This is a genomic window from Rhodococcus wratislaviensis, assembly GCF_900455735.1.
Taxonomy (GTDB): domain Bacteria; phylum Actinomycetota; class Actinomycetes; order Mycobacteriales; family Mycobacteriaceae; genus Rhodococcus_F; species Rhodococcus_F wratislaviensis.
Genome location: NZ_UAUI01000028.1, coordinates 231,396 through 255,804, shown reverse-complemented (window position 1 = coordinate 255,804; position 24,409 = coordinate 231,396). Strand labels below are relative to the sequence as shown.

Below are 24,409 nucleotides of genomic sequence, written 5' to 3'. Positions count from 1 at the left end.
CGAGGTCAGAGCCGGATTCGGGTGGGCTATGAGAGTGCGGACTCGATCTCGTCACGGACCTTTACGGCCGCCTCACGCAGTGCCGTCACCGACGGTCCGGCACCGAGAACACCCCGAGAACTGTTCGGCAACAACAGTTTTCGAGAATCGGGAAAAATGTCGGCGAGATCACCGGGAGTCGCGCCCTGGGCGCCGAGACCGGGCGCGAGAATCGGTCCGGAAAAATTCGACAAATCCAGGCCGTGTCCGCGTGTCGCACCCACCACCAGACCCACCAGACCGGGTTGCGCGTCGTTGTGCCGGACCGCCGCGTCCACCACCGACTGGGCCACGGACAATCCCCCGGCGGTCTGCGCCGCCTGCAGGTCGCCACCCTCCGGGTTGGACGTGCGGGCCAGCACGAAGAGCCCGCGGCCCTGCTCCGCCGCCAGCGACAGCGCCGGGTCGAGCGCACCGAACCCCAGATACGGCGACACGGTCAGCGCATCGGAGGACAGAGCCGACTCCGCACCCAGCCAGGACTGCGCGTACGCCGCCATCGTCGACCCGATGTCCCCGCGCTTGGCATCGGCGACGACGAGCGTCCCTGCCTCTCTGAGGACCGAAATGGTGCGTTCGAGCACCGCGTACCCGGCGGAGCCGTACGCTTCGAAGAACGCCACCTGAGGCTTCACGACGGCCACCTCACCGACGAAGGCCTCCACGCAGATCTCGGCGAACGTCTCCAGCCCCTCGGCGGAGACGGGTAGCCCCCACGCCTCGAGCAATCCCGGATGCGGATCGATCCCGACGCACAACCGCCCCCGGTGCTCGACCGCCGACGTCAGCCGATGCACCCAGGAGTGGTGGTGATGGTGCCCGCTCACGAGGAGGCGGACCCGGTCGCGGGGGCCACGACCACGGCGGGTGACCGCAGCCGCGCGTGCAGCGCCTGGAGGGACTGGACACCGATGTCGCCGCGGATCGCGGCCTCGATGCCCTGCACCGCGGCGGAGGCACCCTGCACGGTGGTGACGCACGGGATGTTCATGGCGACGGCCGCGCTGCGGATCTCGTAACCGTCGACGCGCGGTCCGGAGTTGCCGTACGGCGTGTTGATCACCATGTCGACCTCGCCGTCGCGGATCGTCTCGACGATGGTGCGCTCACCCGCCTCCAGCGTCTCGCCGGAGTGCTTGTGCACCTCCTGGCACGTGATGCCGTTCCGGCGGAGAACCGCCGCCGTCCCCTCCGTGGCGAGGATTCGGAAGCCCAGGTCGGCGAGCCGCTTGACCGGGAAGATCAGCGACCGCTTGTCCTTGTTGGCGACGGAGACGAACACCGAGCCCGAGGTGGGCAGCGAGCCGTACGCGGCCGTCTGGCTCTTCGCGAACGCGGTGCCGAAGTCGGCGTCGATGCCCATGACCTCACCGGTCGACTTCATCTCCGGGCTCAGCAGGGTGTCCACCCCGGTGCCGTCGGCGCGCCGGAACCGGTTGAACGGCAGCACCGCCTCCTTGACGGCGACGGGCGCGTCCGCCGGGGTCGAGCCGCCGTCGCCGGTGGCCGGGAGCACCCCGCTCGCGCGCAGATCGGCGATGGACTCGCCCAGCATGACGCGGGCGCATGCCTTGGCGAGTTGCACCGCCGTCGCCTTCGACACGAACGGCACGGTGCGGCTGGCGCGGGGGTTCGCCTCGAGGACGTACAGGATGTCGTCCTTCAGGGCGTACTGGACGTTGAGCAGGCCCTTGACGCCGATGCCCTTGGCGAGCGCCTCCGTGGACCGGCGGACGTTCTCCAGGTCGGCGCGGCCGAGGGTGATGGGCGGCAGCGCACAGGCCGAGTCGCCCGAGTGGATACCGGCCTCCTCGATGTGCTCCATCACGCCGCCGAGGTACACCTCGGTGCCGTCGCAGAGCGCGTCGACGTCGATCTCGATGGCGTCTTCGAGGAACCGGTCGACCAGGACGGGCCGGTCGTCGGAGATCTCGGTGGCGCGGGAGATGTAGCTCTCCAGCGACGCCTCGTCGTAGACGATTTCCATGCCGCGGCCACCGAGGACGTACGACGGCCGCACCAGCACCGGGTACCCGATGCCGGCGGCGATCTCGCGGGCCCCGGCGAACGTGGTGGCGGTGCCGAACTTGGGAGCGGGCAGACCGGCCTCGACGAGCACCTTCCCGAACTCGCCGCGATCCTCCGCGAGGTCGATCGCCTCCGGGCTGGTGCCGACGATCGGCACCCCCGCGGCCTTCAGCCGCTTCGCCAGACCCAGCGGGGTCTGACCGCCGAGCTGCACGATCACCCCGGCGACGGTGCCCGACAGCGACTCGGCCCGGTACACCTCGAGCACGTCCTCGAACGTGAGGGGCTCGAAGTACAGACGGTCGGCGGTGTCGTAGTCGGTGGAGACGGTCTCCGGGTTGCAGTTGACCATCACCGTCTCGTAGCCGGCCTCCGACAGCGTCAGCGCGGCGTGGACGCAGGAGTAGTCGAACTCGATGCCCTGACCGATGCGGTTCGGTCCGGAACCGAGGATCAGAACCTTCGGACGCTCGGTCTGCGGGGCCACCTCGGACTCGGCCGCCGGGTCGAGTTCATACGTGGAGTAGTGGTACGGCGTCTTCGCCTCGAACTCGGCGGCGCAGGTGTCGACCGTCTTGTACACGGGGTGGACGTTCCACTGCTCACGCAGCGCCCGGACCGCGTCCTCGCCGCCGATCTCAGGGCGCAAGGCCGCGATCTGCCGGTCCGACAGGCCGTGATGCTTGGCACGGCGCAGCACCCGCTCGGTCACCTCGGGCGCCTCGCGCAGCGTGTCGCCGAGCTCGTGGATCTGCAGGATCTGGTCGAGGAACCACGGGTCGATCTTCGTGGCGTCGAACAGCTGCTCGACGGTGGCGCCGAGGGCGAACGCCTTCTCGAGGCCGTAGACGCGGCCGTCGCGGGGGATGCTCAGTTCCGCCAGGAGGCTGTCGAGGTCGGTGGCCTCCACGTCGGGGCCAGTCCAGTACCCGGCCCTCTTGGTCTCCAGCGAGCGCAGCACCTTCCCGAACGCCTCGGTGAAGTTGCGGCCGATCGACATGGCCTCACCGACCGACTTCATCGTGGTGGTGAGGGTGTCGTCGGCGCCGGGGAACTTCTCGAACGCGAACCTGGGCGCCTTGACGACGACGTAGTCGAGGGTCGGCTCGAAGCACGCCGGGGTTTCCTTGGTGATGTCGTTGACGATCTCGTCCAGGGTGTAGCCGATGGCGAGCTTCGCGGCGATCTTCGCGATCGGGAAGCCGGTCGCCTTGGATGCGAGCGCACTGGACCGCGACACGCGCGGGTTCATCTCGATGACGACGAGGCGCCCGTCGGCGGGATCCATGGCGAACTGGATGTTGCAGCCGCCGGTGTCGACGCCGACCTCGCGGAGGATGTCGATCGAGAGGTCGCGCATCGCCTGGTACTCGCGGTCCGTGAGCGTCATGGCGGGGGCGACGGTGATCGAGTCACCGGTGTGCACGCCGACCGGGTCGACGTTCTCGATCGAGCACACGATCACGACGTTGTCGCGGCCGTCGCGCATCAGCTCGAGCTCGTATTCCTTCCACCCGAGGATCGACTCCTCGATCAGCACGTTGGCGGTGGGCGACGCCGCGAGACCGCCGCCGGCGATCCGCGTCAGGTCCTCGTCGTCGTAGGCCATGCCGGAGCCGAGGCCGCCCATCGTGAACGACGGCCGCACGACGACGGGGAAGCCCAGTTCGGCGACCGTGTCGCGGACCTCGTCCATCGTGTAGCAGACGCGGGAGCGCGCGGACTCGCCGCCGACCTTGGCGACGATGTCCTTGAACTTCTGCCGGTCCTCGCCGCGCTGGATGGCGTCGAAGTCGGCGCCGATCAGCTCGACGTCGTACTTCTCGAGGATGCCCTGCTCGTGCAGTGCCACCGCGGTGTTGAGGGCCGTCTGGCCGCCGAGGGTCGCGAGGACGGCGTCGATCGGGTGACCCTTCTCGGCCTCGAGGGCGATGACCTTCTCGACGAACTCGGCCGTGATCGGCTCCACGTACGTGGCGTCCGCGAACTCGGGGTCGGTCATGATCGTGGCCGGGTTGGAGTTGACGAGGCTGACCCGCAGGCCCTCCTCGCGCAGCACCCGGCAGGCCTGGGTTCCGGAGTAGTCGAACTCACAGGCCTGGCCGATGACGATCGGCCCGGAGCCGATCACCAGGATGTGGGAGAGATCTGTACGGCGTGGCATTAGTTCTTGACTCCCTCGAGCAGGCTGGTGAAGCGGTCGAACAGGTACGCGGCGTCGTGCGGGCCCGCCGCGGCCTCGGGGTGGTACTGCACCGAGAAGGCGGATCCGTCGAGCAGGCGGACCCCCTCGACGGCACCGTCGTTGGCGCAGGTGTGGCTGATCACGCCCTTGCCGAACGGGGTGTCGAATTCCTGCCCGGCCTCGCCCTCGAGCGCGAACCCGTGGTTCTGCGCGGTGATCGCGATGCGTCCCGTCTCGTGTTCGACGACCGGGATGTTGATGCCCCGGTGACCGAACTTCATCTTGTAGGTGCCGAGACCGAGCGCCCGCCCGAGGATCTGGTTGCCGAAGCAGATGCCGAACAGGGGCAGGCCCTGCCCGATGACTTCCTTCGTGAGGTGCACGGCACCGTCGGCGGTCGCCGGGTCGCCGGGACCGTTGGAGAGGAAGACGCCGTCGGCCTTCAGGTCGAGGATCTGCTCGAGTGTCGCGCTGGACGGGAGCACGTGCACCCGGATGCCGCGCTCGGCGAACATGCGCGGGGTGTTGGTCTTGATGCCGAGGTCGATCGCCGCGACGGTGAACCGTGCCTCGCCGCCGGTCGGCTCGACGACGTACCCGCTGGTGGTGCTGACCTCGCCGGCGAGATCCGCGCCGAGCATCGACGGCTGGCTCTTCACGCGGTCGAGCAGTACGTCGGTGTCGGCCAGTGCGTCGCCGGAGAACACCCCGGCGCGCATCGAGCCGCGGGTGCGCAGGTGGCGGACCAGGGCGCGGGTGTCGATGCCGGCGATCCCGACGACTCCCTGCTTCACGAGCTCGTCCTGCAGGGAGCCGGTGGCGCGCCAGCTGGAGGTGCGGCGGGCGGGGTCGCGGACGACGTACCCGGCGACCCAGATCTTCGCCTCGGCGCTGCTGCCGGTGGGACCGACGGACTCGTCGTCCTCGTCGTTCCATCCGGTGTTGCCGATCTGCGGCGCGGTGGCCACGACGATCTGGCGGTGGTAGCTGGGGTCGGTGAGGGTCTCCTGGTAGCCGGTCATGCCGGTGCTGAAGACGGCCTCACCGAGCGTCTGGCCGACGGCACCGAACGTGGTGCCCCGGAATACCCGTCCGTCCTCGAGGACCAGTACTGCAGAGTCGGTGTCGTAGCCGCTCATGCGTTCTCTCCGTTCTGCTCGACCTCACCAGAGCTCGCCGCATTCGCTGAATCATCACTGTCTGTCTTGCCGTCCGGCTCCCCTGCGCTGACCCAGGCGGGGTAGACGGACTTGTCGTCGCTGCGGAAACCGGTGTCGATCTCGGTGCCCGTCGGCAGTTCCCACCGGATCACGAGGACGCCGTCCTTGCTCATGACCTTGCCCGCGAGACCGCGTTCGGTGCGCACGGCGCGGACCGCGTCCTGCGGAATCCAGATCGCCGACGCCCCGTCACGTTCGAGCAGGATCCCGGCCGCGTACCGGGAGATCTCCCCCGTCGCCCGGAAACCGAGGTCGCCGACCGCGATCCGGTCCTGCCAGCTCGGGGCCAGGGTGCTGCCCACGTACAGCCCGGTGGCCGGGGCGATCGTCTGCTCGCCGAGGTGCGCGGGCACGGCGGGAAGTTGCCCGACCCGGTCGGCCTGCCGGCGGGCACGACCGCGCCACCCGATGTACATGAGGAAGATGGCCAGCGCCCAGAACGCGACGAGGCCGACTATCCACAGAATTCTCTCCACCGTCATCCCCTGCCGTTCCGCACCGGGACGCGGGCCTGTCCGTCGCTCGCGGTGATCCGGCCGCGGAGGATCGTGGTGGTCACCCGCGCCGGCAGCGTCATCGACTCGTACGGCGTGTTGTGGGCGACGCTGGCGAGGTCGGGGCCGTGGACCGTCCATTCGGCGTCCGGGTCGATCAGCACGAGGTTGGCGGGTTCGCCGACCTCGATCGGGCGGCCCTGGTCGTCGAGTCCGACGATCGCGGCGGGGCGCTCGCTCATCACCCGGGCCACGCCGCGCCAGTCGAGCAGGCCCGTGCGGACCATCGTCTGCGCGACGATCGACAGTGCGGTCTCCAGGCCCAGCATTCCGGGTCGGGCGGCCGCGAACTCGCAGCACTTGTCCTGCTCGGCGTGCGGCGCGTGATCGGTCGCGACGCAGTCGATGATCCCCTCGGCCAGTCCGGCCCGGAGCGCGGCGACGTCACTCGCCTCCCGCAGGGGCGGATTCACCTTGTTGACGGCGTCGTACGTCTCGAGCCGGGAGTCGTCGAGCAGCAGATGGTGCGGGGTCACCTCGGCAGTGATCGAAATGCCTTGGCCGCGTGCCCACTTCATCAGTTCGACGGTGCCCGCGGTGGAGGCGTGGCAGATGTGCACCCGCGCCCCGGCGTCGCGGGCGAGCAGCGCGTCGCGCGCGACGATCGATTCCTCGGCGGCGCGCGGCCAGCCCGCGAGGCCGAGCCGGGCGGCGGTGGGGCCCTCGTGCGCGACGGCGCCGACGGTCAGCCGCGGCTCCTCCGCGTGCTGCGCGATGAGCACCCCGAGCGAACTCGAGTACTCGAGCGCCCGGCGCATGATCAACGGGTCGTAGACGCAGTGGCCGTCGTCCGAGAACATCCGCACCCGGCCGATCCCCGACGCCATCGTGGCCATCTCGGCGAGCTGCTTGCCCTCGAGCCCGACCGTGACGGCGCCGACGGGGTGTACGTCGACGAGCCCGACTTCCTGGCCGCGGCGCCACACGTGGTCGGTCACGACCACCGAGTCGGCGACCGGGCTGGTGTTGGCCATCGCGAACACCGCGGTGTACCCGCCGAGCGCCGCGGCGGCCGAACCGGAATCGATGGTCTCGGTGTCCTCGCGACCGGGCTCACGCAGGTGGGTGTGCAGGTCGACGAAACCGGGGAGCAGGATCTGCCCCGCCGCGTCGATCACCTCGACGTCCGGCCCGCTGTCCGTGCCCGCGTCCGCACCGATCGCGACGATGACGCCGTCACCGAGCAGCACGTCGGTGGGGTCGCCCTCGCCGTACAGCAACACGTTCTTGATGAGCACTGTCTCTCCTGTCACTGCACTGTCACTCATCCCGCAACTTCCTCCGCTCCGACCAGCAGCCGGAACAGCACCGCCATCCGCATGTGCACACCGTTGGTCACCTGCTGCAGCACAGCGGTTCTCGTCGAATCGGCGACCGCCGACGCGATCTCCATGCCACGCAGCATCGGGCCGGGGTGCAGCACCACTGCATGGTCGGGAAGCAGTGCGAGCCGCTTCTCCGACAGGCCGTAATTGATCGAATACTCCCGCTGGGACGGGAAGAATCCACCGTTCATCCGTTCCGCCTGCACCCGCAGCATGAGGACGGCGTCGAGACCGGGGAGCTCCGCGTCCAGCGAATGCGCCACCGACACCGGCCACGACGACACCCCCACGGGGAGCAACGTGGGCGGCGCGACGAGGACCACCTCGGCGCCGAGCATCGACAGCAGCAGTGCGTTCGACCGCGCCACCCGGCTGTGCAGGATGTCGCCGACGATGGCGATGCGCTTGCCCTCGATGTCGCCGAGACGCTGACGCAGCGTGAGCGCGTCGAGCAGCGCCTGGGTGGGATGTTCGTGGGTACCGTCACCGGCATTGATGACCGCCGGTCCGCCGTCGTCCTGATGCCCGGTCCAGTTCGCGATCTGGTGGGCCGCACCCGACGCGGGGTGGCGCACGATCAGGGCGTCGGCGCCGGCGGCGCGCAGCGTCATCGCCGTGTCCCGGAGGGATTCGCCCTTGGACACCGACGAACTCGACGCGCTGACGTTGATGACGTCCGCGCTCATCCACTTCCCGGCCACCTCGAACGAGACGCGGGTCCGGGTCGAGTTCTCGAAGAACACGGTCATGACCGTCCGACCGCGCAGCGTCGGGAGCTTCCGCACCTCACGTCCGAGGAGGGCCTGTTCGAAGCGTTCGGCCTCGTCGAGGAGTTCGACAGCCGATTCCCGTGTCAGGTCCGCGATCGACAACAGGTGCTTCACTTAGCTCTTCCCCCCGGAGATCATGACCGCGTCGCGGCCGTCGTGTTCGCTCAGGAGCACCTTGACGTCCTCGGTGCGGGCGGTGGGCACGTTCTTGCCCACGTAGTCGGCGCGCAGCGGCAGTTCGCGGTGGCCGCGGTCGACGAGGACGGCCAGCTGAACGGCGCGCGGCCGCCCGAGGTCGCGGAGGGCGTCGAGTGCCGAGCGGACGGTGCGGCCGGAGAACAGCACGTCGTCGACGAGCACGACCAGAGTGTTGTCGACACCGCCCTCCGGCACCGACGTGCGTTCGAGGGGACGGTGCGGTTTGGTGCGCAGGTCGTCGCGGTACAGGGTGATGTCGAGGGAGCCGACCGAGGGGCGCACCCCGGAGAATTCTTCGACCTTCCCGGCCAGGCGCGCCGCGAGCGTCGTGCCCCGGGTGGGGATGCCGATCAGGACGACACGCGGCGTGTCACCGTCGGCGGCGTCCAGCGCGGTCTTCTCGATGATCTGGTGCGCGATTCGCGCAATGGTCCGTCCCACATCGGCTGCGGACAGCAGCTCGCGTGCGGGTTCGACGGACGGGGACGACTCTGGTGTTGAATCCGCCGGTTCCCCGGCGGGGCGAGACCCTTCGGGCACGCGCATACAACGACCTCCTTCTCCGCCTCACTGGACGGATCGTTAAAGGATGCCTGACGCGGACAGCTTATCAGCGCGTCGACTGCGCCAGGCCCGGACCCCTGACCTGCGGGCCCGCAGTCGCGGGCCCGCAGCGGGACACGAACTTACGAGCCGGCGTCGGTCGAATCGCCGCCGGCGGTCTCGGCGCGCCGCGACGTCGCGGCGGCAGCGGACCGCACCTGCGGGGCCACCAGCACGACCTGACCGAGGATGCCGTTGACGAACCCCGGCGACTCGTCGGTGGACAGCTGTTTCGCCAGCTCCACCGCCTCGTCGACGGCCACGACCGGAGGCACGTCGGTGGCGTGGAACAGCTCCCACACGGCGATGCGCAGGATGGCGCGGTCGACGGCGGGCAGCCGCTCGAGCGTCCAGTCCTGCAGGTGGGACGAGATCACCTCGTCGATGCGGTCCAGGTTCTCCGCGACCCCGGTCACCACGGTGACGGTGTACGGAGCGACCGGAGCCACGGAGTCGTCCTTGCCGGACAGTTCCGCGCGTTCGGTCGCGAGATCGACCGGATCGAGATCTCGCGCCTCGGCCTCGAAGAGGAAATCCACGGCGCGCTTGCGGGCCTTGTGCCGTGCGCCGAGTTTCTTATGCGTACCGGACACTCAGGAATTCACACGCCCGAGGTAGTTGCCGTCGCGGGAATCGACCTTCAGCTTGTCACCGGTGTTGATGAACAGCGGAACGTTGATCTCGGCACCGGTCTCGAGGGTGGCGGGCTTGGTGCCACCGGTGGAGCGGTCGCCCTGCAGGCCGGGATCGGTGTGCTGGACCACCAGTTCGACGGTGACGGGCAGTTCCACGAACAGCGGAACGTCCTCGTGCGTCGCAACCTGCACGGCCATGTTCTCGAGCATGAAGCGTGCGCCGTCGCCGACGGTGGCCTCGCTGATCGAGATCTGGTCGTACGTGTCGCCGTCCATGAAGATGTAGTCGGTGCCGTCGTGGTACAGGTACGTCATGTCGCGGCGGTCGACGGTGGCCGTGTCCACCTTGACGCCGGCGTTGAACGTCTTGTCGACGACCTTGCCCGAGAGCACGTTCTTCAACTTGGTGCGCACGAACGCGGGACCCTTGCCGGGCTTCACGTGCTGGAACTCGGTAATCGTCCACAGCTGGCCCTCGATCTGCAGGACCAGGCCGTTCTTGAAATCACTAGTGGAAGCCACTTGCTTCGCGTCTCCTCGATAAGGTCGAAACCGTCTACACGACAGTCAGGTCTTTGGTGGTGAGTGTGAGCAGCTCCGGTCCCTGCTCACGAACCACGAGCGTGTCCTCGATCCGCACGCCTCCGCGCCCGGAGAAGTACACGCCCGGCTCGACGGTCACCGCCGCACCGTCCAGAAGTGTACCGGTGCCCAGCTTGCCGATTCCCGGAGCTTCGTGGATCTCCAGGCCGACGCCGTGTCCGAGCCCGTGCAGGAACAGTTCCCCGTACCCGGCGTCTTCGATGACCCGGCGGGCGGCACCGTCCACGGCGGACACTTCCGCTCCCGGGCGCAGCGCGTCCCGTCCAGCCTCCTGCGACCGCGCGACCAGCGCATATACGTCCCGTTGCCAGTCGGCGGCCCGCTCGAGGACGTACGTTCGGGTCATGTCCGAGTGGTAACCGCCGACCTCGGCTCCGAAATCCAGCTTGACGAAATCGCCGCCGGCGAGCACCGCCTCGGTCGGGCGGTGGTGCGGGATCGCCGAGTTGGCGCCCGCCGCGACGATGGTCTCGAACGAGATGCCGTCGGCGCCGTGCGCGAGCATCAGCGCCTCGAGTTCCCGGCCCACATCCTTCTCGGTGCGCCCGGGCCGGAGGCCACCACGCTCGATCAGCTCGGCGAGCGCGGCGTCGGCGGCCGTGCACGCCGCCCGCAGCAAACCGACCTCGAAATCGTCCTTCACCATCCGCAGTTCCTCGACGAGTCCCGGGACGGGGTCGAGCCGCGCGTCCGGCGCGAGCACCGACCAGGCCGCGAACTCGTCCACCGTCACGACATGACTCTCGAAGGCCAACGAGGACGGACTCCGCCGCCCCACCGATTCGATGAGGTGTGCGGCGCTGGCGCGGGCGATCTCGGCCCGCAGATCGGGAACCTGTTCCCCGACCTGCGTGAGGTAACGCCCGTCGGTGCAGATGACGGTGCGTTCCTCGGCTCCGTCGGCGTCGGCGGCGTGGACGAGCAGGGCTGCGTTGGATCCGGTGAACCCGGTGAGATACCGGATGTTCACCAGATTCGTCACCAGGAGCGCGTCGAGATCCCGGGCGGCGAGGGCCGCGCGCAGCGCCGCGCGCCGCGAACCATGATCAGCAGGCATGTCGTCAAACGTACCGGCAAATCGCCGCCCGGCGGGCGAGGATCGGCGGCACCCGTGCGGTGGCGAGAACAGGTTTCAGAGCGCGCCGTGTGGGTTAGACCACACGGGTGAAAACCCGCTCGTTACGCTGTGCCCATGAATGCGTGGGTGGTACGCGGCCTCGGGATGGCCCTGATACATGTTTTCGTTCGTGTGATCCTCGGTGTGTCGATCACACAGTGGCCCCTTCAGGGTTCCGTTCTGAGATGGCTCGCACTGCTGATAGTCGTGTTCGTGGCGCTGATCTGGGCCGGCATCGACGGTATCCGGGACCGTCGCCGGAACCCGGATCCGGAGCACGGCGCCGACCTGACGATGCTGTGGCTGAAGGCGGCCCTGCTCGGCGGCGTCGTCGCGGGTGTGGGGAGCTGGCTGGCCAACCTGGTGCCGTCCCTCAACGTCACCCAGAACTCGTTCTTCTTCGAGATCACGTCCGGGGCCGCGTTCACGGTCCTGCTGATCTTCGTGCCGGCCATGCTCGCCGTGTTCCTCGGCCGGTTCTTCGTCAGCCGCGACTCCAGGAAGACGGAGAAGGCCCGCAGCGAACGTCAGCCGGCGGCGCACGGTGCCGGAACGGCCGCAGGAGCCGCAGCGGGGGGAACCGCAGCCGCAGCCGTAGCCGACGACGAGGGCTACGGACAGAACTACCCCGGACAGGCGTACGAGCAGACCGCGGATACCGGCTACGCCGGTTCCGACGCCGACACGGCCGTATTCGAACCGGTGCACAACTACCGCGAGGACACGTCGGACCTCGATCAGCCGCAGGGCGGGGACACCACGTGGCAGGACCCTGTCGACCTCGGAAAGCGCACCACGGACGACCAGCGCCGCGGAGAGTAGAGCCCTCGGCTTCATCACACCGACAGACGACGCGGCGGTGTGAGCGCACTCGCTCACACCGCCGCGTCCTTGCTTCGTGTCGCTGCGTCGTCGCTACGTCACAGCAGGACGGCACCGCCGGTGCCCGGCTTCTCCTCGCGGGCCACCGCGGAGTATGCGGCCACGAGCAGAGACGGGTCCGGGCCCTCGAGCCGTCCGGGTTTCGCGAGCCCGTCGAGCACGACGAAACGCAGGACGCCCGCCCGGTTCTTCTTGTCGGTCTGCATCCCCTCGACCAGCTGGCCGAACGCGTCCGCGTCGTACGTGGTGGGCAGACCCACCAGTTCCAGGATGGTGCGGTGCCGATCCGCCGTCGCATCGTCCAGGCGTCCCGCCAGACGCCCCAGCTCCGCCGCGAACACGAGCCCGACGGCGACGGCCGCGCCATGGCGCCAGCGGTAGCGCTCGCGCCGCTCGATCGCATGCCCGAGGGTGTGACCGTAGTTGAGGATCTCGCGCAGATCGGACTCGCGCAGATCGGCGGCCACGACCTTGGCCTTGACCTCCACGGACCGCCGGATCAGTTCGGGCAGAACGGTTCCCGTCGGGTCCAGAGCGGCTTCGGGGTCCTGCTCGATGAGGTCCAGGATCACGGGGTCGGCGATGAAGCCGGTTTTCACGACCTCCGCCATCCCGGCCACGATCTCGTTGCGGGGCACCGTCTCGAGCGTCGCCAGGTCGATCAGCACGGCCGACGGCTCGTGGAACGAACCCACCAGGTTCTTGCCGGCCTCGGTGTTGATGCCGGTCTTGCCGCCGACCGCCGCATCCACCATCGCGAGCAGCGTCGTGGGCACGTGGATCACGCGTACTCCGCGCATCCACGTCGCCGCGACGAACCCGGCGAGGTCGGTCGCCGCGCCGCCGCCCAGGCTGACCACGGCGTCGCTTCGCGTCAGCCCGATCCGGCCGAGGACCTCCCAGCAGAAGCCGGCCACGGCCAGATCCTTGCCGTCCTCCGCGTCCGGAATCTCGATGCGGTGCGCATCGATTCCCTTCTCGGCGAGCGCCGCGCGCACCGCCTCCGCCGTCTCGGCCAGCGGCGGCTGATGGAAGATCGCCACCGTCCTCGTGCCGGTGAGTTCGTCCACCAGCTCGCCGAGCAATCCGCGCCCGATGATGACCGGGTAGGGGTTCGCCGTCTGCACCTGTACGCGTACCGGTTCGGTCACTGTCTGCTGCTCCGCTCCGTCTTGTCCGAGATTCTCGGTTGTCTCTGTTCCGCCGGGCTCGCCGATCACTCGGCGAGTTTCGCCAGCAGCTGCTGCACCACGCGGGCGGGACTCCGCCCGTCCGTGCGTATCCGGATGGACGCCACCTGCCGGTACAGCGGTCGGCGCTTGCGCATCAACTCGGTGTATTTCTGACGGGGGTCGCCACCGGCGAGAAGGGGGCGCGCGGTGTTGGTCCCCGTGCGCTTGAGCCCCTCGGCCACGCTGATCTCGAGATAGATCACGGTGTGGCCCTTCAACAATTCCCGGGTGCGCTCGGAGAGGATGGATCCGCCGCCGAGCGACACGATCCCCTCGTGGCTCTCGATGGCCTTCCGGACGATCTCTTCCTCGAGGGCGCGGAAGGCGGGTTCGCCCTCCTGGACGAAGATCTCGGCGATCGTGCGTCCCGCCTCTTCCTCGACCGCCACGTCGGTGTCGAACAACGGAAGGTCCAGGGCCTGCGCGAGGCGCCGCCCGATCGTGGACTTACCCGCTCCCGGGGGGCCGACGAGCACGGCTTTCGGTGCCATCATCGGTCACCGCCCCGATGCGACGGCAGACCGGCTGGTCATCGCGCGAGCCGGGCTGCGACGCCCGACGCGTACCGCTCGTAGTTGGCGGTCGTCTCGGCAACCGAGTCGCCCCCGAACTTCTCGAGTGCCGCCTGGGCGACGACCAACGCCACCATCGCCTCGGCCACGACACCGGCGGCGGGCACCGCGCACACGTCGGACCGCTGGTGAATGGCCACGGCTTCCTCACCGGTCGACATGTCGACGGTGGCCAGCGCGCGCGGAACCGTCGAGATCGGCTTCATCGCCGCGCGAACGCGGAGCGCCTCCCCGTTGGTCATGCCGCCCTCGAGGCCGCCCGCGCGGTTGGTCGAGCGCAGGATTCCGTCCGGGCCCGGACGCATCTCGTCGTGCGCCTGGCTGCCGCGACGGCGCGCGGTCTCGAAGCCGTCGCCGACCTCGACACCCTTGATGGCCTGAATTCCCATCAGGGCGGACGCGAGACGGGCGTCGAGGCGGTCCGCGCCGCTGATGAACGATCCGAGACCCACGGGGAGACCGTGGATGACGACCTCGACGACACCACCGAGGGTGTCGCCGTCACGCTTGGCGGCCTCGATCTCGGCGATCATCGATTCCTCGGCGGCCTTGTCGAAGGCGCGCACCGGGCTGGCGTCGATCGCCGCCAGATCCGACGCGGTGGGTTCGGGGCCGACGTACGGGTCGGACGCGCCGATGGAGATCACGTGGGACAGCACCTCCACGCCGAACACCTGGCGGAGGAAGCTACGGGCGAACGTCGCGGCCGCGACCCGGGCCGCGGTCTCGCGTGCACTCGCGCGTTCGAGAACCGGGCGGGCGTCGTCGAATCCGTACTTGAGCATGCCCGAGTAGTCGGCGTGACCGGGGCGCGGGCGGGTCAGCGGCGCGTTGCGCGCCTGGTCGGCGAGCAGTTCGGCGTCCACCGGGTCCGCGGACATGATGGTTTCCCACTTGGGCCACTCCGTGTTGCCCACCTCGACGGCGATCGGTCCGCCGAGCGTCCGCCCGTGGCGCACACCACCGACGATGGTGACCTTGTCGGCCTCGAACTTCATCCGCGCGCCGCGGCCATAGCCGAGGCGGCGTCGCGCGAGTTGGGTCGAGATGTCCTCGGACGTCACTTCGACGCCCGCGACCATCCCCTCGAGCATCGCGACGAGGGCGGGACCATGGGATTCTCCGGCAGTTATCCAGCGCAGCACGCCCAATATCCTTCCATGTCGCCGCGCCCGGCAGTGACGGTGGTCCTCCCAACCGTGTGCCGGGCCCGGACTCGTTCAGGTGACGTGCGCGGCGAACAGCGCAACCAGTGTCGCGACACACATGGCGGGGCCGTGCGGAAGCGGCGGCGCCGAACGCCGGACGGCGAGGACGATGCAGCCCGCCAGCGCTGTCAGCGCCGGCGCCAGCCCGGCCGCGAGCACCCAGGCCTCGCCCCCGGCAAGCCCGGCGGCGGCGCCGACTCCGAGTGCGAGTTTCACATCACCCGCACCGACCGCGCCGGGTGCGCCGAGGTACACGGCGAGATACGCCGCCGCCAGCAGGACCCCGCCGATCACGGCTGCGGCCGCGGATCCGGTCGCGGCACCGACGCCGGCGATCGCCAGGAACCCGGGCAGGGTCAGCAGGTTCGGCAGCCTACGCGCACACAGATCGGTGACGGCGAGACTCACACACCACCACCAGAACGCGAGCGCACACGGCAGCACCCACGGTGCGGTTGCGGCGGAGCCGGTCCCGACCGTGGCGGCGACGCCGACGGCGCACACCACCTCGCACCAGCCCGGCCGCACCGTGCCCACGAACAGGCCGGCCGTCCGGCGGGCTGCCCATCCCGCACCTGCACCTGCCACCACGCTCGCCGCGATCAGCCACCACATGCCGAGCAGCATGCGTGACCGGATCACGGTGCCGATCACCGTGACCTGGCACGACAATCGACCTGTGGATGGCGGTCCGGCCTGTGGACAACTAGCCCAGCGCGGCCGCCATCGCCTCGCGCGGCGCCGGGCGACCGGTAAACTGCTCCACCTGCCCGAACGCCTGGTGCAGGAGCATCGAGAGACCGCCGACGACGGTTCCCCCGGCCGCCTCGACCGCCACGGCCAGCGGGGTCGGCCACGGGTCGTAGATCGCGTCGAGCACGAACGGCGCCCGCCCGAGAATGTTCGCGTACTCGGTGATCGCGGCGGACGGAACGGTGCTGACCAGCGCGGACGCCGCCGCGCACCGGGCACCCAGTTCGGGGCTGTCGAAGTCGAGTAACCGGACGTCGAGTCCCACCGATTCCGCGCACCCCAGTGCACCTGCCGCGCGACCCGCGTCGCGTGCCACCACGGTCACGGATTTCACGCCCATGTCGGCGAGCGCCACGAGCGCGGGTCTGGCCGTTCCCCCGGCGCCGACGACGACCGCCTCGGCGCCCGCGATGGTTCCGACACCACCCGCGGTGAGCGCCCCGCTGACGCCGTCGACGTCGGTGCAGTCGGCACGCCAGCCACCCTCGATGCGGACGAGGGTGTTCGCCGAGCCGATCGCCACCGCCCGTGCGGTGCGCTCGGACGCGAAGTCGAGTGCCGCGATCTTGCCCGGCATCGTGACGGACAGACCGACCCATTCCGGGCCGAGCCCGGACACCAGGCCGGGCAGTCGCTCCCCGTCGCACTCGATCCGTTCGTACGTCCACTCGGTGAGACCGAGCGCCCGGTACGCCGCGAGGTGCAGTTGCGGCGAGCGCGAATGCGCGATCGGGCTGCCCAGTACCGCAGCTTTGCGTGCGGTCACCAACTCATCGTCCACTGTTGAGAATCCCGTTGTTCAGAGCCTGGTCGATATTGGCCAGGTGTTCGTCGTAGCTTTTCGTGAACAGCGTCGTGCCCTTCGAATCGACCGTCACGAAGTAGATCCAGTCGCCCGGCGCCGGTTGTTCGACGGCCTGCAAGGCCCCGATGCTCGGCGAGGAGATCGGCGTCGCAGGCAGACCGGGGCTGGCGTACGTGTTCCAGGGTGTCACCTGTGCCCGGTCGGCGTCGGTGGTGGCCAGTTCGGTGGTGTCGAGCGCGTAGTTGACCGTCGAGTCGAACTGCAGCGCCTGGTTGACGGCGAGCCGGTTGAGGATGACGCGAGCGACCTTCGAGAAGTCGTCCGGCATCGCCTCCCGTTCGACGAGCGACGCCGCGATCAGCATCTTGTACGGCGTGAGGCCGACCTGGTTGCCCGCGGTGAGGATTCCGGTCTTCTCGTAGCTCGCGGAACTCTCGGTGACCAGTCGCTGGAGTATGGCGGCGGGACCGGCGGTCGGATCGAAATCCCAGCTGCCCGCGGCGATCAGTCCCTCGAGCTGGCGGTCCCGGTCCGGAACTCCGGCGACCGAATCCTTCGCCCAGTCGGGCACCCCGAGCGTGGACAGGTCGCCCGCGCCGGCGGCGTTGAGGTCGTCGTAACCGATGCACTGCTCGGCGCCGGCATCACCCATGCAGCTGGCCTCGGAGATCAAGGTGTAGATCCCCTTCTTCTTGGCGCCGGTCTGCACATCGGTGGTGTCGTGAAGCTGCCTGCCCTCGGAGATGATCATCTGCCCGACGCGGGAAGTGGGATCGGTCAGCTCCTGCACGGCGTCATCCGCCGGGATCTGGGTCGAGAGGCTGTAGAAGCCGGGTTGCACCGAGTTCATCGCATTGCTCTGGACTGCGGCGTTGAAGAAGGCCGAGCCGCTGGCGACGACGTCCCGCTCCGCCAGAGTGGAGGCGATCTCCTCCGCGGTGTCGCCCGGATGGACCTGTACGACCACCTCGGGACCACCGGGGCCCGCGTAGTCCGCGGGGGCGTCCGGCCCGCCGAAGAACATCTTGCCGCCGACGAACACGATGCCGACCAGCACCAACAGGACCGTCGCGGTCGCGAGGGCGCCGAAAACCTTTCCTCGGCGTGCGCGGCCCTTGGCCTGTTTGCGGCGGCGGGCCTGCGTGCGGGCGTGGGCGCGCGTCGGCGGGATTTCCTCGGGGATCGCCGAGATTATCTGCGTCTCGGCCTCCGCGAACGCGGCGTCGGGCTCGTGGGGCGGTGTGTCGTAGCGGTCGTCGGGATGAGCGTGGGCCTCGTACGGTTCGTCGACACGTACGGGCTCGTCGACATACGCGTGGTCGTCGTATCTGTGGTCGTCGGCTGCCGGTTCCCGGTAGGCGCGGGCATCGCCGTACGAACGGGGACCGTATCCGTCCTCGTAGACGGGCTCGGGGTCGAACGGCTGCTCGTATACCGGGTCCTCGTACGTCGGCTGCTCGAACACCGACTCCGCGTACTCGGCGTGGCGTTCGTCGACCTCACGGTCGTCGTACACCACCGCGTGCCTGCCCGTGGTGACGACATCGTCGTCCTCGGGGGGCGGCGCGTAGTCGACCTGGTCGTCGTCCTCGTCGAGGTACCGGTGCCGTCGGGGTTCGCGGGGGACGTACTGGAATTCGGGTCGCTCACCTGCGGGTCGCCGATGATTGCTCACTGGCCCCCCTCCGGTAGCTGCACGTCCCCACCTGAATCCCCTGCATTCACCGACCTGCTCCGCTCGTCCAACCATCCCTGCAAGATCGCCACCGCCGCAGCCTGGTCGATCACAGGACGCTGGCCCCTCGCACTGACACCGCTCTCGCGAAGCGCCCGCGCGGCAGTGACGGTCGTCAGACGCTCGTCCGCCATCCGCACCGGTATCGGGTCGACCTTCCTTCGCAATCGCTTCGCGAACACAGTAGCGATCGAGGCGGCCTTCCCCCGTTCACCCCGCAAGGTCTGCGGCAGACCGACGATAACCTCCACGGCCTCGTATTCCTCGACAATGTCGGCAATGCGCCGGATATCCGGCGCGTCGGGTCCCCGTTCCTTGGACCGGGGCACCGTCTCCACGGGGGTGGCGAGGATCCCGTCGGGGTCGCTCGACGCGACGCCGATCCGGACGCTGCCCACATCGATACCGATGCGCCGACCACGCCCAGGGTCGTCGACTCCCGGTCGATCCGGACCCTGTTCCGCGTGATCCACCGCTACTGGCTCCCCACCTTGTCCGCCACTTGTCCCCGGACAGCGTCGAGGGCGGCCGCGATTCCGCTGGTGTCCGAACCGGAACCCTGTGCCATGTCGGCCTTTCCGCCTCCGCGGCCGCCGATCTTGGGACCGAATCCCTTCACGAGGTCGCCGGCCGCCAGGCCGAGGTCCTGGGCCGCCTTGTTCACGGCCACCACGAACGGAACCTTGCCGTCGACGTCGCCGAGCAGCACGACCACGGCGGGCTGCGTGCCGAAGCGGCCGCGGATGTCCGTGACGAGCCCACGCAGGTCGTTGCCGCCGACACCGGCCGGGGCGGAGTCCGCGACCAGCAGCACCGGCCCGACCCGCTGCGCCTTGTCGACGAACGTGCCCGCCGCGGCGAGGACCGCCTGGGCGCGGGTCTGCTCGAGTTCCTTCTCCGCCACCCGAAGTCGCTCCACCAGTGCCTCGACGCGGGCAGGCACTTCTTCCGAGGGCACCTTCAGCGACGACGACAGACCCGCGAGGAGCGCGCGTTCCTTCGCCAGGTAGCGGTACGAATCGAGCCCGACGTACGCCTCGACGCGGCGCACACCGGAACCGACGGACTGCTCACCGAGCAGTGTGACGTTGCCGATCTGTGAGGAGCTGCCCACGTGAGTTCCACCACACAACTCCATCGAGAACGGTCCGCCGATTTCGACGACCCGCACCTCGTCGCCGTAGTTCTCGCCGAACAGCGCCATCGCGCCCATCGACTTCGCCTTGTCGAGGTCGGTGACGAACGTGTTCACCGAGTAGTCGGCGGCCACCGCCTCGTTCGTGACGACCTCGATGTCCTGTTTCTGTGCTTCCGTCAGCGCACCCTGCCAGGAGAAGTCGAAACGCAGATAGCCCGGCTTGTTCAGCGAGCCGGCCTGAACCGCGTTGGGGCCGAGCACCTGTCGCAGCGCGGCGTGCACCATGTGCGTGCCGGAGTGCCCCTGGGTGGCACCCTTGCGCCACGCGGCGTCGACCTGCGCGAGCACGACGTCACCCTCGGTGATCTGCCCCTCCTGCACGGTCACCTTGTGGACCCACAGCTTCTTGGCGATCTTCTGGACGTCGTTGACCTTCACCCGCAGTCCTGGGCCGGTGAGGGTACCGAGGTCGGCGATCTGGCCACCCGCCTCCGCGTACAGGGGGCTGCGGTCGAGGATGACCTCGACGTCCTGGCCCACCGTCGCGACGGGGACCCGCTGCCCCTGCGAGATCAGCGCGAGAACGTGTGTCTCGGAAACCAACTCGTGGAACCCGGTGAACTCGGTGGGTCCGCGGTCGAGGAGTTCCTTGTAGACGGTCAGGTCGGCGTGCGCGTGCTTACGGGCCTGGGCGTCGTCCTTCGCGCGCTGCCGCTGTTCCGCCATCAGCGTGCGGAAACCCTCCTCGTCGACGGTCAGGCCCGCCTCGGCCGCCATCTCCAGGGTCAGGTCGATCGGGAAGCCGTACGTGTCGTGGAGCGCGAACGCCTGGTCGCCGCCGATCGTCGACTTGCCGGACGCCTTCACCGACTCGGCGGCCCCTTCGAACAGCTTCGAGCCGGACGTGAGGGTCTTGAGGAACGCAGTCTCCTCCCCCACCGCGACCGTCTCGATGCGGCCGAAGTCGGTGTCGAGGACGGGGTACGACGGCGCCATCGTGTCGCGGACGACGGTGATGAACTCGCGCATGCTGGGCTTGTCGGCGCCGAGCAGCTTCGCGGACCGGACGATGCGCCGCAGCAGGCGGCGCAGGACGTAGCCGCGGCCGTCGTTACCGGGGTTCACGCCGTCGGCGATGAGCATCGCGGCGGTGCGCGCGTGGTCGGCGATCACCCGGAAGCGCACGTCGTCGTCGTGGTCGGCGCCGTACTTGCGCCCCGACAGTTCCTCGGCCTTCGCGATGACCGGGCGCACGAGGTCGGTCTCGTACACGTTGTCGACGCCCTGGAGCAGGAACGCGACACGTTCGACGCCCATGCCGGTGTCGATGTTCTTCTTCGGCAGCGGTCCGAGGATCTCGAAGTTGTCCTTGCTGATGCCGAGGCCGCGCTCGTTCTGCATGAACACGAGATTCCAGATCTCGATGTAGCGGTCCTCGTCGGCCTCCGGGCCGCCTTCCTTGCCGTACTCGGGACCGCGGTCGTAGTAGATCTCCGAGCACGGGCCGCAGGGTCCGGGGATGCCCATGGACCAGTAGTTGTCGGCCATGCCGCGGCGCTGGATGCGCGATTCGGGAACGCCGACCTCGTCGCGCCAGATGTCGCGGGCCTCGTCGTCGTCGAGGTAGACCGTTACCCAGATGCGCTCGGGATCGAAGCCGTAACCCCCGTCGTCGACGCTCGAAGTCAGCAGCGACCACGCATGCTTGATCGCGTCGTGCTTGAAGTAGTCACCGAACGAGAAGTTGCCGGCCATCTGGAAGAACGTGTTGTGCCGTGTGGTAATGCCCACATTCTCGATGTCGAGGGTGCGCACGCACTTCTGGACACTGGTTGCCCTCGGGTACGGCGGCGTCTGCTGGCCGAGGAAGAACGGCACGAACTGCACCATCCCGGCGTTGACGAACAGCAGGTTCGGATCGTCGAGAATCAGCGAGGCGCTGGGTACCTCGGTGTGGCCTGCCTTGACGAAATGGTCGAGGAAGCGCCGGCGAATCTCGTGGGTCTGCACGTCAGTGATCCTTATTGTCTGTCTCGAGGGCAACGATGGGTCGAACTACAGGGTCGAACCGGGGGTCCAGCCGCTGGGGTGCGGTCGCCGGGCAGCCGGGCACGCCCGGCGGTTCGGCAACATTCAGCTTAACCGGCCACCCTGACGGTTCGTGCCGCGGACGATGGCGCGCAATTTGTCCACGCGCCCCGCGATGTCCCGCTCACCGCCGTGAGTGGTGGGCTGGTAGTAGTCGACACCGACCAGCTCGTCCGGCGGATACTGCTGCGCCAGTACCCCGTCGGGATGATCGTGGGGATAGCGGTAGCCGACGGCATTGCCGAGCTTCGCCGCCCCCGCGTAGTGGCCGTCGCGCAGATGCGGCGGGACGAGCCCGGCGTGTCCGGCCGCGACGTCCGCCATCGCGGCGCCGAGCGCGGCGATGACGGCCCCCGACTTGGGAGCCGTCGCGAGGTGGATCGTGGCCTGGGCGAGGGCGAGGCGGGCCTCGGGCATACCGATCAACTGCACCGCCTGCGCGGCGGCGGTCGCGGTCTGCAGCGCGGTGGGGTCGGCCATTCCGATGTCCTCGCTGGCGTGGACCACCAGCCGCCTCGCGATGAAGCGGGGGTCCTCGCCCGCCGTCAGCATCCGCGCCAGGTAGTGCAGGGCGGCGTCGACGTCGGAACCGCGGATCGATTTGATGAAGGCGCTGATCACGTCGTAGTGCTGGTCGCCGTCGCGGTCGTAGCGGACGGCCGCCTTGTCGACGCTCGCCTCCACCGTCGCGAGGTCCAGCAGCACCGGACGGTCCGCGTCACCGGCCTGGTCGAGCGCCGCGCCCGCCGCCGCCTCGAGCGCGGTGAGCGCCCGCCGGGCGTCGCCGGCGGCGAGGCGCACCAGATGGTCCATCGCGTCACCCGCGATCTCGATCTCCCCGCCGAGACCCCGCTCGTCGGTGCGCGCCCGCTCCAGGAGGTTCTCGATGTCGTCCGCCGTCAGCGACTGCAGTTGCAAGACGAGTGAGCGGGACAGCAGCGGGGAGACCACGGAGAACGAGGGGTTCTCGGTGGTGGCCGCCACGAGCAGCACTATCCGGTTCTCCACCGCCGCCAGCAGGGCGTCCTGCTGGGTCTTGGAGAAGCGGTGCACCTCGTCGATGAACAGCACCGTCTGCTCGCCCGCGAGGAGCCGCCGGCGTGCCAGTTCGATGACGCCTCGCACTTCCTTCACCCCGGCGGACAGCGCGGACAGTGCCTCGAAGCGGCGGCCGGTGGCCCCCGAGATCAGCGACGCCAGCGTGGTCTTGCCGGTGCCGGGCGGACCGTACAGGAGGACGGACGCGGCCCCCGACCCCTCCACGAGGCGCCGCAGCGGCGCACCGGGGCCGAGAAGATGCTGCTGCCCGACCACCTCACCGAGCGTGCGGGGACGCATGCGCACGGCCAGCGGTGCGTGGTGGTCGACCGACACGGGACCGGGAACCGATCGCGGGATCGCCGCCTCGTCGGGCTGCGCCGTCTCGAACAGGCCTGCCGACTCGTCCTCGCCGACATCCGAACCGAAAAGATCGCTCACAAGTTCGACGCTACTGGAACCGCACCGTCCGACCCAGTCCGGCCGGACCGCGGGTCAGCCGACGGACAGTCCCCGGATCTTGTCGGCGATGACGCGGGCATGGTGGGCGACCACCGTGTTCCCGGCGTGATCGGCCGAGCGGGCCAGCTTGTCCCAGCGCTGGGTGAGCGCCTCGGACCGCGGCACGGACAGGTGATGCTCGCGGACGGCGGCGATGCGCGTGTGGTTCTCCGGCAGGAACAGGTAGGTGCTGAGCCACACCCAGATCAGCTGCGCCTCGACCATGCGGGCAGCGAGCACGTTGTCGTCGGCGAGCGCGGGCCACATCCCCACGACCTCCGCGCGCCAGGCCTCGATCATCGCCTGTGTCCGGTCCTCGGACAGTTCGATGCTGCACAGGCAGCCGGGGAACGAGACCAGGGCGTACGCGATGTCGAGCATGGCGTCGCGGAAGCCGCCCCACTCGTAGTCGAGGAACCGCACCCCCTCGTCGTTGACGATGATGTTGTCGGGGCACAGGTCGGACGGGCTGAACGCCCGGAACCGGCCGCTCTCGAACAGCTTCGCGGCACGGGCCACCTGATCGGTCAGGTCCGGCGAGACATCGACGCGGAGGATGTCGGACAGCAGGCGGGGCACGGCGGGAACGGCCCGCTCCACCTGCTCGGCGACGGTGTCGTCGCAGTGCGCGACCTCGGCGCGGCGCAGCAGCGCGGTGAAGTCCTCCTCGCGGCCCACGGTGGCCGCGTGCATGCGGCCGAGCGCCTGGGCCATGGCCATCAGGGTGTTGGTGACGGTGTCGGAGTCGGAGTGCTCGAGCAGGGCGCTGATCGGGGTGGCGTCCCCCAGGTCGCTGAGCACGAGGAGCCGGGCGTCGAGGTCGGATGCGAGCAGTTCGGCTCCAGGGCGGCTGTCCGTCGCCAGCGCCGTGGCGAACTGGTACGAGACGGCCTCCCGGAGGAAGGCGCTGCGGCTGTCGCCGGCGAGATCGTCGGGATCGACGGCCCGCGCGCCGGAGACCCCGGACTCCTCACGGACCTGCTTGATCACCAACGTCCGCGGGAGGGAGAACGGATTCTCCGCCACGCGCACACGGAGCACGATGGTGCGGCCACTACCGCCGAGATCCACGGGATCCACCAGTGTCACGGGTGCCCCTGTGCGACGGGTGAGCAGCTTCTCGGCTGCGGCAACTACCTCTGAAACGGGGTCTGCCAGTATTGCAGTCATCGCCGACCAA

General features: G+C 69.3%; 21 protein-coding genes. 1 reads left to right on the top strand and 20 read right to left on the bottom strand.

Annotation, left to right across the window (positions count from 1 at the left end):
- Positions 1–26: 26 nt before the first annotated feature.
- The 10 genes from pyrF to DTA22_RS34645 all read right to left on the bottom strand — a co-directional run bounded on the left by pyrF (position 27) and on the right by DTA22_RS34645 (position 11,217).
- On the bottom strand, positions 27–866 hold the full coding sequence (gene pyrF, locus DTA22_RS34690) for an orotidine-5'-phosphate decarboxylase (protein WP_174233907.1): 840 nt from the start codon (positions 864–866) through the stop codon (positions 27–29).
- Positions 863–4,231: a carbamoyl-phosphate synthase large subunit gene (gene carB, locus DTA22_RS34685; protein WP_112302405.1), complete on the bottom strand. Its 3,369-nt coding sequence runs from the start codon at positions 4,229–4,231 to the stop codon at positions 863–865. The genes pyrF and carB overlap by 4 nt, the downstream gene beginning before the upstream one ends.
- Positions 4,231–5,391, bottom strand: a complete 1,161-nt coding sequence (gene carA, locus DTA22_RS34680) for a glutamine-hydrolyzing carbamoyl-phosphate synthase small subunit (RefSeq protein WP_112302404.1) — start codon at positions 5,389–5,391, stop codon at positions 4,231–4,233. Before carA ends, carB begins: the two co-directional genes overlap by 1 nt.
- Positions 5,388–5,954, bottom strand: a complete 567-nt coding sequence (locus tag DTA22_RS34675; protein ID WP_112302403.1) for a PH-like domain-containing protein — start codon at positions 5,952–5,954, stop codon at positions 5,388–5,390. The genes carA and DTA22_RS34675 overlap by 4 nt, the downstream gene beginning before the upstream one ends.
- Entirely contained in the window at positions 5,951–7,294 is a 1,344-nt protein-coding gene (locus DTA22_RS34670; protein WP_037237542.1) for a dihydroorotase, read from the bottom strand. Before DTA22_RS34670 ends, DTA22_RS34675 begins: the two co-directional genes overlap by 4 nt.
- On the bottom strand, positions 7,291–8,235 hold the full coding sequence (locus DTA22_RS34665) for an aspartate carbamoyltransferase catalytic subunit (protein WP_037237544.1): 945 nt from the start codon (positions 8,233–8,235) through the stop codon (positions 7,291–7,293). Before DTA22_RS34665 ends, DTA22_RS34670 begins: the two co-directional genes overlap by 4 nt.
- Positions 8,236–8,865: a bifunctional pyr operon transcriptional regulator/uracil phosphoribosyltransferase PyrR gene (pyrR, locus tag DTA22_RS34660; RefSeq protein ID WP_112302402.1), complete on the bottom strand. Its 630-nt coding sequence runs from the start codon at positions 8,863–8,865 to the stop codon at positions 8,236–8,238.
- 140 nt (positions 8,866–9,005) lie between these two features.
- Complete coding sequence (gene nusB / locus DTA22_RS34655; protein WP_037237548.1) at positions 9,006–9,515, bottom strand: transcription antitermination factor NusB; 510 nt, start codon at positions 9,513–9,515, stop codon at positions 9,006–9,008.
- Complete coding sequence (gene efp, locus DTA22_RS34650; protein ID WP_005241702.1) at positions 9,516–10,079, bottom strand: elongation factor P; 564 nt, start codon at positions 10,077–10,079, stop codon at positions 9,516–9,518.
- 34 nt (positions 10,080–10,113) lie between these two features.
- Positions 10,114–11,217, bottom strand: a complete 1,104-nt coding sequence (locus tag DTA22_RS34645; protein ID WP_112302401.1) for an aminopeptidase P family protein — start codon at positions 11,215–11,217, stop codon at positions 10,114–10,116.
- A 135-nt stretch (positions 11,218–11,352) separates the two neighbouring features.
- Between DTA22_RS34645 and DTA22_RS34640 the strand changes: the two genes are divergently transcribed.
- The gene (locus DTA22_RS34640) at positions 11,353–12,099 is read left to right on the top strand and encodes a B-4DMT family transporter (RefSeq protein ID WP_112302400.1); all 747 of its coding nucleotides are present in this window, start codon (positions 11,353–11,355) and stop codon (positions 12,097–12,099) included.
- A 98-nt stretch (positions 12,100–12,197) separates the two neighbouring features.
- Here DTA22_RS34640 and aroB read toward each other — a convergent pair whose 3' ends face one another.
- The 10 genes from aroB to DTA22_RS34590 all read right to left on the bottom strand — a co-directional run bounded on the left by aroB (position 12,198) and on the right by DTA22_RS34590 (position 24,399).
- Positions 12,198–13,310 (bottom strand): 3-dehydroquinate synthase, encoded by a 1,113-nt coding sequence (aroB, locus tag DTA22_RS34635; RefSeq protein ID WP_112302425.1) that lies wholly within the window; start codon positions 13,308–13,310, stop codon positions 12,198–12,200.
- 65 nt (positions 13,311–13,375) lie between these two features.
- Positions 13,376–13,882: a shikimate kinase gene (locus tag DTA22_RS34630; protein WP_112302399.1), complete on the bottom strand. Its 507-nt coding sequence runs from the start codon at positions 13,880–13,882 to the stop codon at positions 13,376–13,378.
- A gap of 38 nt (positions 13,883–13,920) precedes the next feature.
- Complete coding sequence (gene aroC / locus DTA22_RS34625) at positions 13,921–15,108, bottom strand: chorismate synthase (RefSeq protein WP_009480413.1); 1,188 nt, start codon at positions 15,106–15,108, stop codon at positions 13,921–13,923.
- 75 nt (positions 15,109–15,183) lie between these two features.
- Positions 15,184–15,843 carry a prepilin peptidase gene (locus DTA22_RS34620; protein ID WP_112302398.1) on the bottom strand — a complete coding sequence of 220 codons (660 nt, stop codon included), beginning with the start codon at positions 15,841–15,843 and terminating at the stop codon, positions 15,184–15,186.
- A 34-nt stretch (positions 15,844–15,877) separates the two neighbouring features.
- Complete coding sequence (locus DTA22_RS34615) at positions 15,878–16,705, bottom strand: shikimate dehydrogenase (protein WP_112302397.1); 828 nt, start codon at positions 16,703–16,705, stop codon at positions 15,878–15,880.
- Entirely contained in the window at positions 16,695–18,404 is a 1,710-nt protein-coding gene (locus DTA22_RS34610) for an endolytic transglycosylase MltG (RefSeq protein WP_112302396.1), read from the bottom strand. The genes DTA22_RS34615 and DTA22_RS34610 overlap by 11 nt, the downstream gene beginning before the upstream one ends.
- Positions 18,401–18,937, bottom strand: coding sequence for a Holliday junction resolvase RuvX (gene ruvX, locus DTA22_RS34605; RefSeq protein ID WP_037237567.1), 537 nt, complete (start codon positions 18,935–18,937; stop codon positions 18,401–18,403). The genes DTA22_RS34610 and ruvX overlap by 4 nt, the downstream gene beginning before the upstream one ends.
- Before the next feature lie 2 nt (positions 18,938–18,939).
- The gene (alaS, locus tag DTA22_RS34600) at positions 18,940–21,612 is read right to left on the bottom strand and encodes an alanine--tRNA ligase (protein WP_112302395.1); all 2,673 of its coding nucleotides are present in this window, start codon (positions 21,610–21,612) and stop codon (positions 18,940–18,942) included.
- Positions 21,613–21,735: 123 nt separating this feature from the next.
- On the bottom strand, positions 21,736–23,169 hold the full coding sequence (locus DTA22_RS34595; protein ID WP_037237573.1) for a replication-associated recombination protein A: 1,434 nt from the start codon (positions 23,167–23,169) through the stop codon (positions 21,736–21,738).
- A 54-nt stretch (positions 23,170–23,223) separates the two neighbouring features.
- Positions 23,224–24,399: a phosphotransferase family protein gene (locus tag DTA22_RS34590; protein WP_037237575.1), complete on the bottom strand. Its 1,176-nt coding sequence runs from the start codon at positions 24,397–24,399 to the stop codon at positions 23,224–23,226.
- Positions 24,400–24,409: the final 10 nt, after the last annotated feature.

What these genes read in the sequence shown, in the direction of transcription:
- carB (WP_112302405.1), bottom strand. Translation starts at nt 4,231, where the DNA reads ATGCCACGCCGTACAGATCTCTCCCACATCCTGGTGATCGGCTCCGGG.
- carA (WP_112302404.1), bottom strand. Translation starts at nt 5,391, where the DNA reads ATGAGCGGCTACGACACCGACTCTGCAGTACTGGTCCTCGAGGACGGA.
- DTA22_RS34675 (WP_112302403.1), bottom strand. Translation starts at nt 5,954, where the DNA reads ATGACGGTGGAGAGAATTCTGTGGATAGTCGGCCTCGTCGCGTTCTGG.
- DTA22_RS34670 (WP_037237542.1), bottom strand. Translation starts at nt 7,294, where the DNA reads ATGAGTGACAGTGCAGTGACAGGAGAGACAGTGCTCATCAAGAACGTG.
- pyrR (WP_112302402.1), bottom strand. Translation starts at nt 8,865, where the DNA reads ATGCGCGTGCCCGAAGGGTCTCGCCCCGCCGGGGAACCGGCGGATTCA.
- DTA22_RS34645 (WP_112302401.1), bottom strand. Translation starts at nt 11,217, where the DNA reads ATGCCTGCTGATCATGGTTCGCGGCGCGCGGCGCTGCGCGCGGCCCTC.
- DTA22_RS34640 (WP_112302400.1), top strand. Translation starts at nt 11,353, where the DNA reads ATGAATGCGTGGGTGGTACGCGGCCTCGGGATGGCCCTGATACATGTT.
- DTA22_RS34630 (WP_112302399.1), bottom strand. Translation starts at nt 13,882, where the DNA reads ATGGCACCGAAAGCCGTGCTCGTCGGCCCCCCGGGAGCGGGTAAGTCC.
- DTA22_RS34590 (WP_037237575.1), bottom strand. Translation starts at nt 24,399, where the DNA reads ATGACTGCAATACTGGCAGACCCCGTTTCAGAGGTAGTTGCCGCAGCC.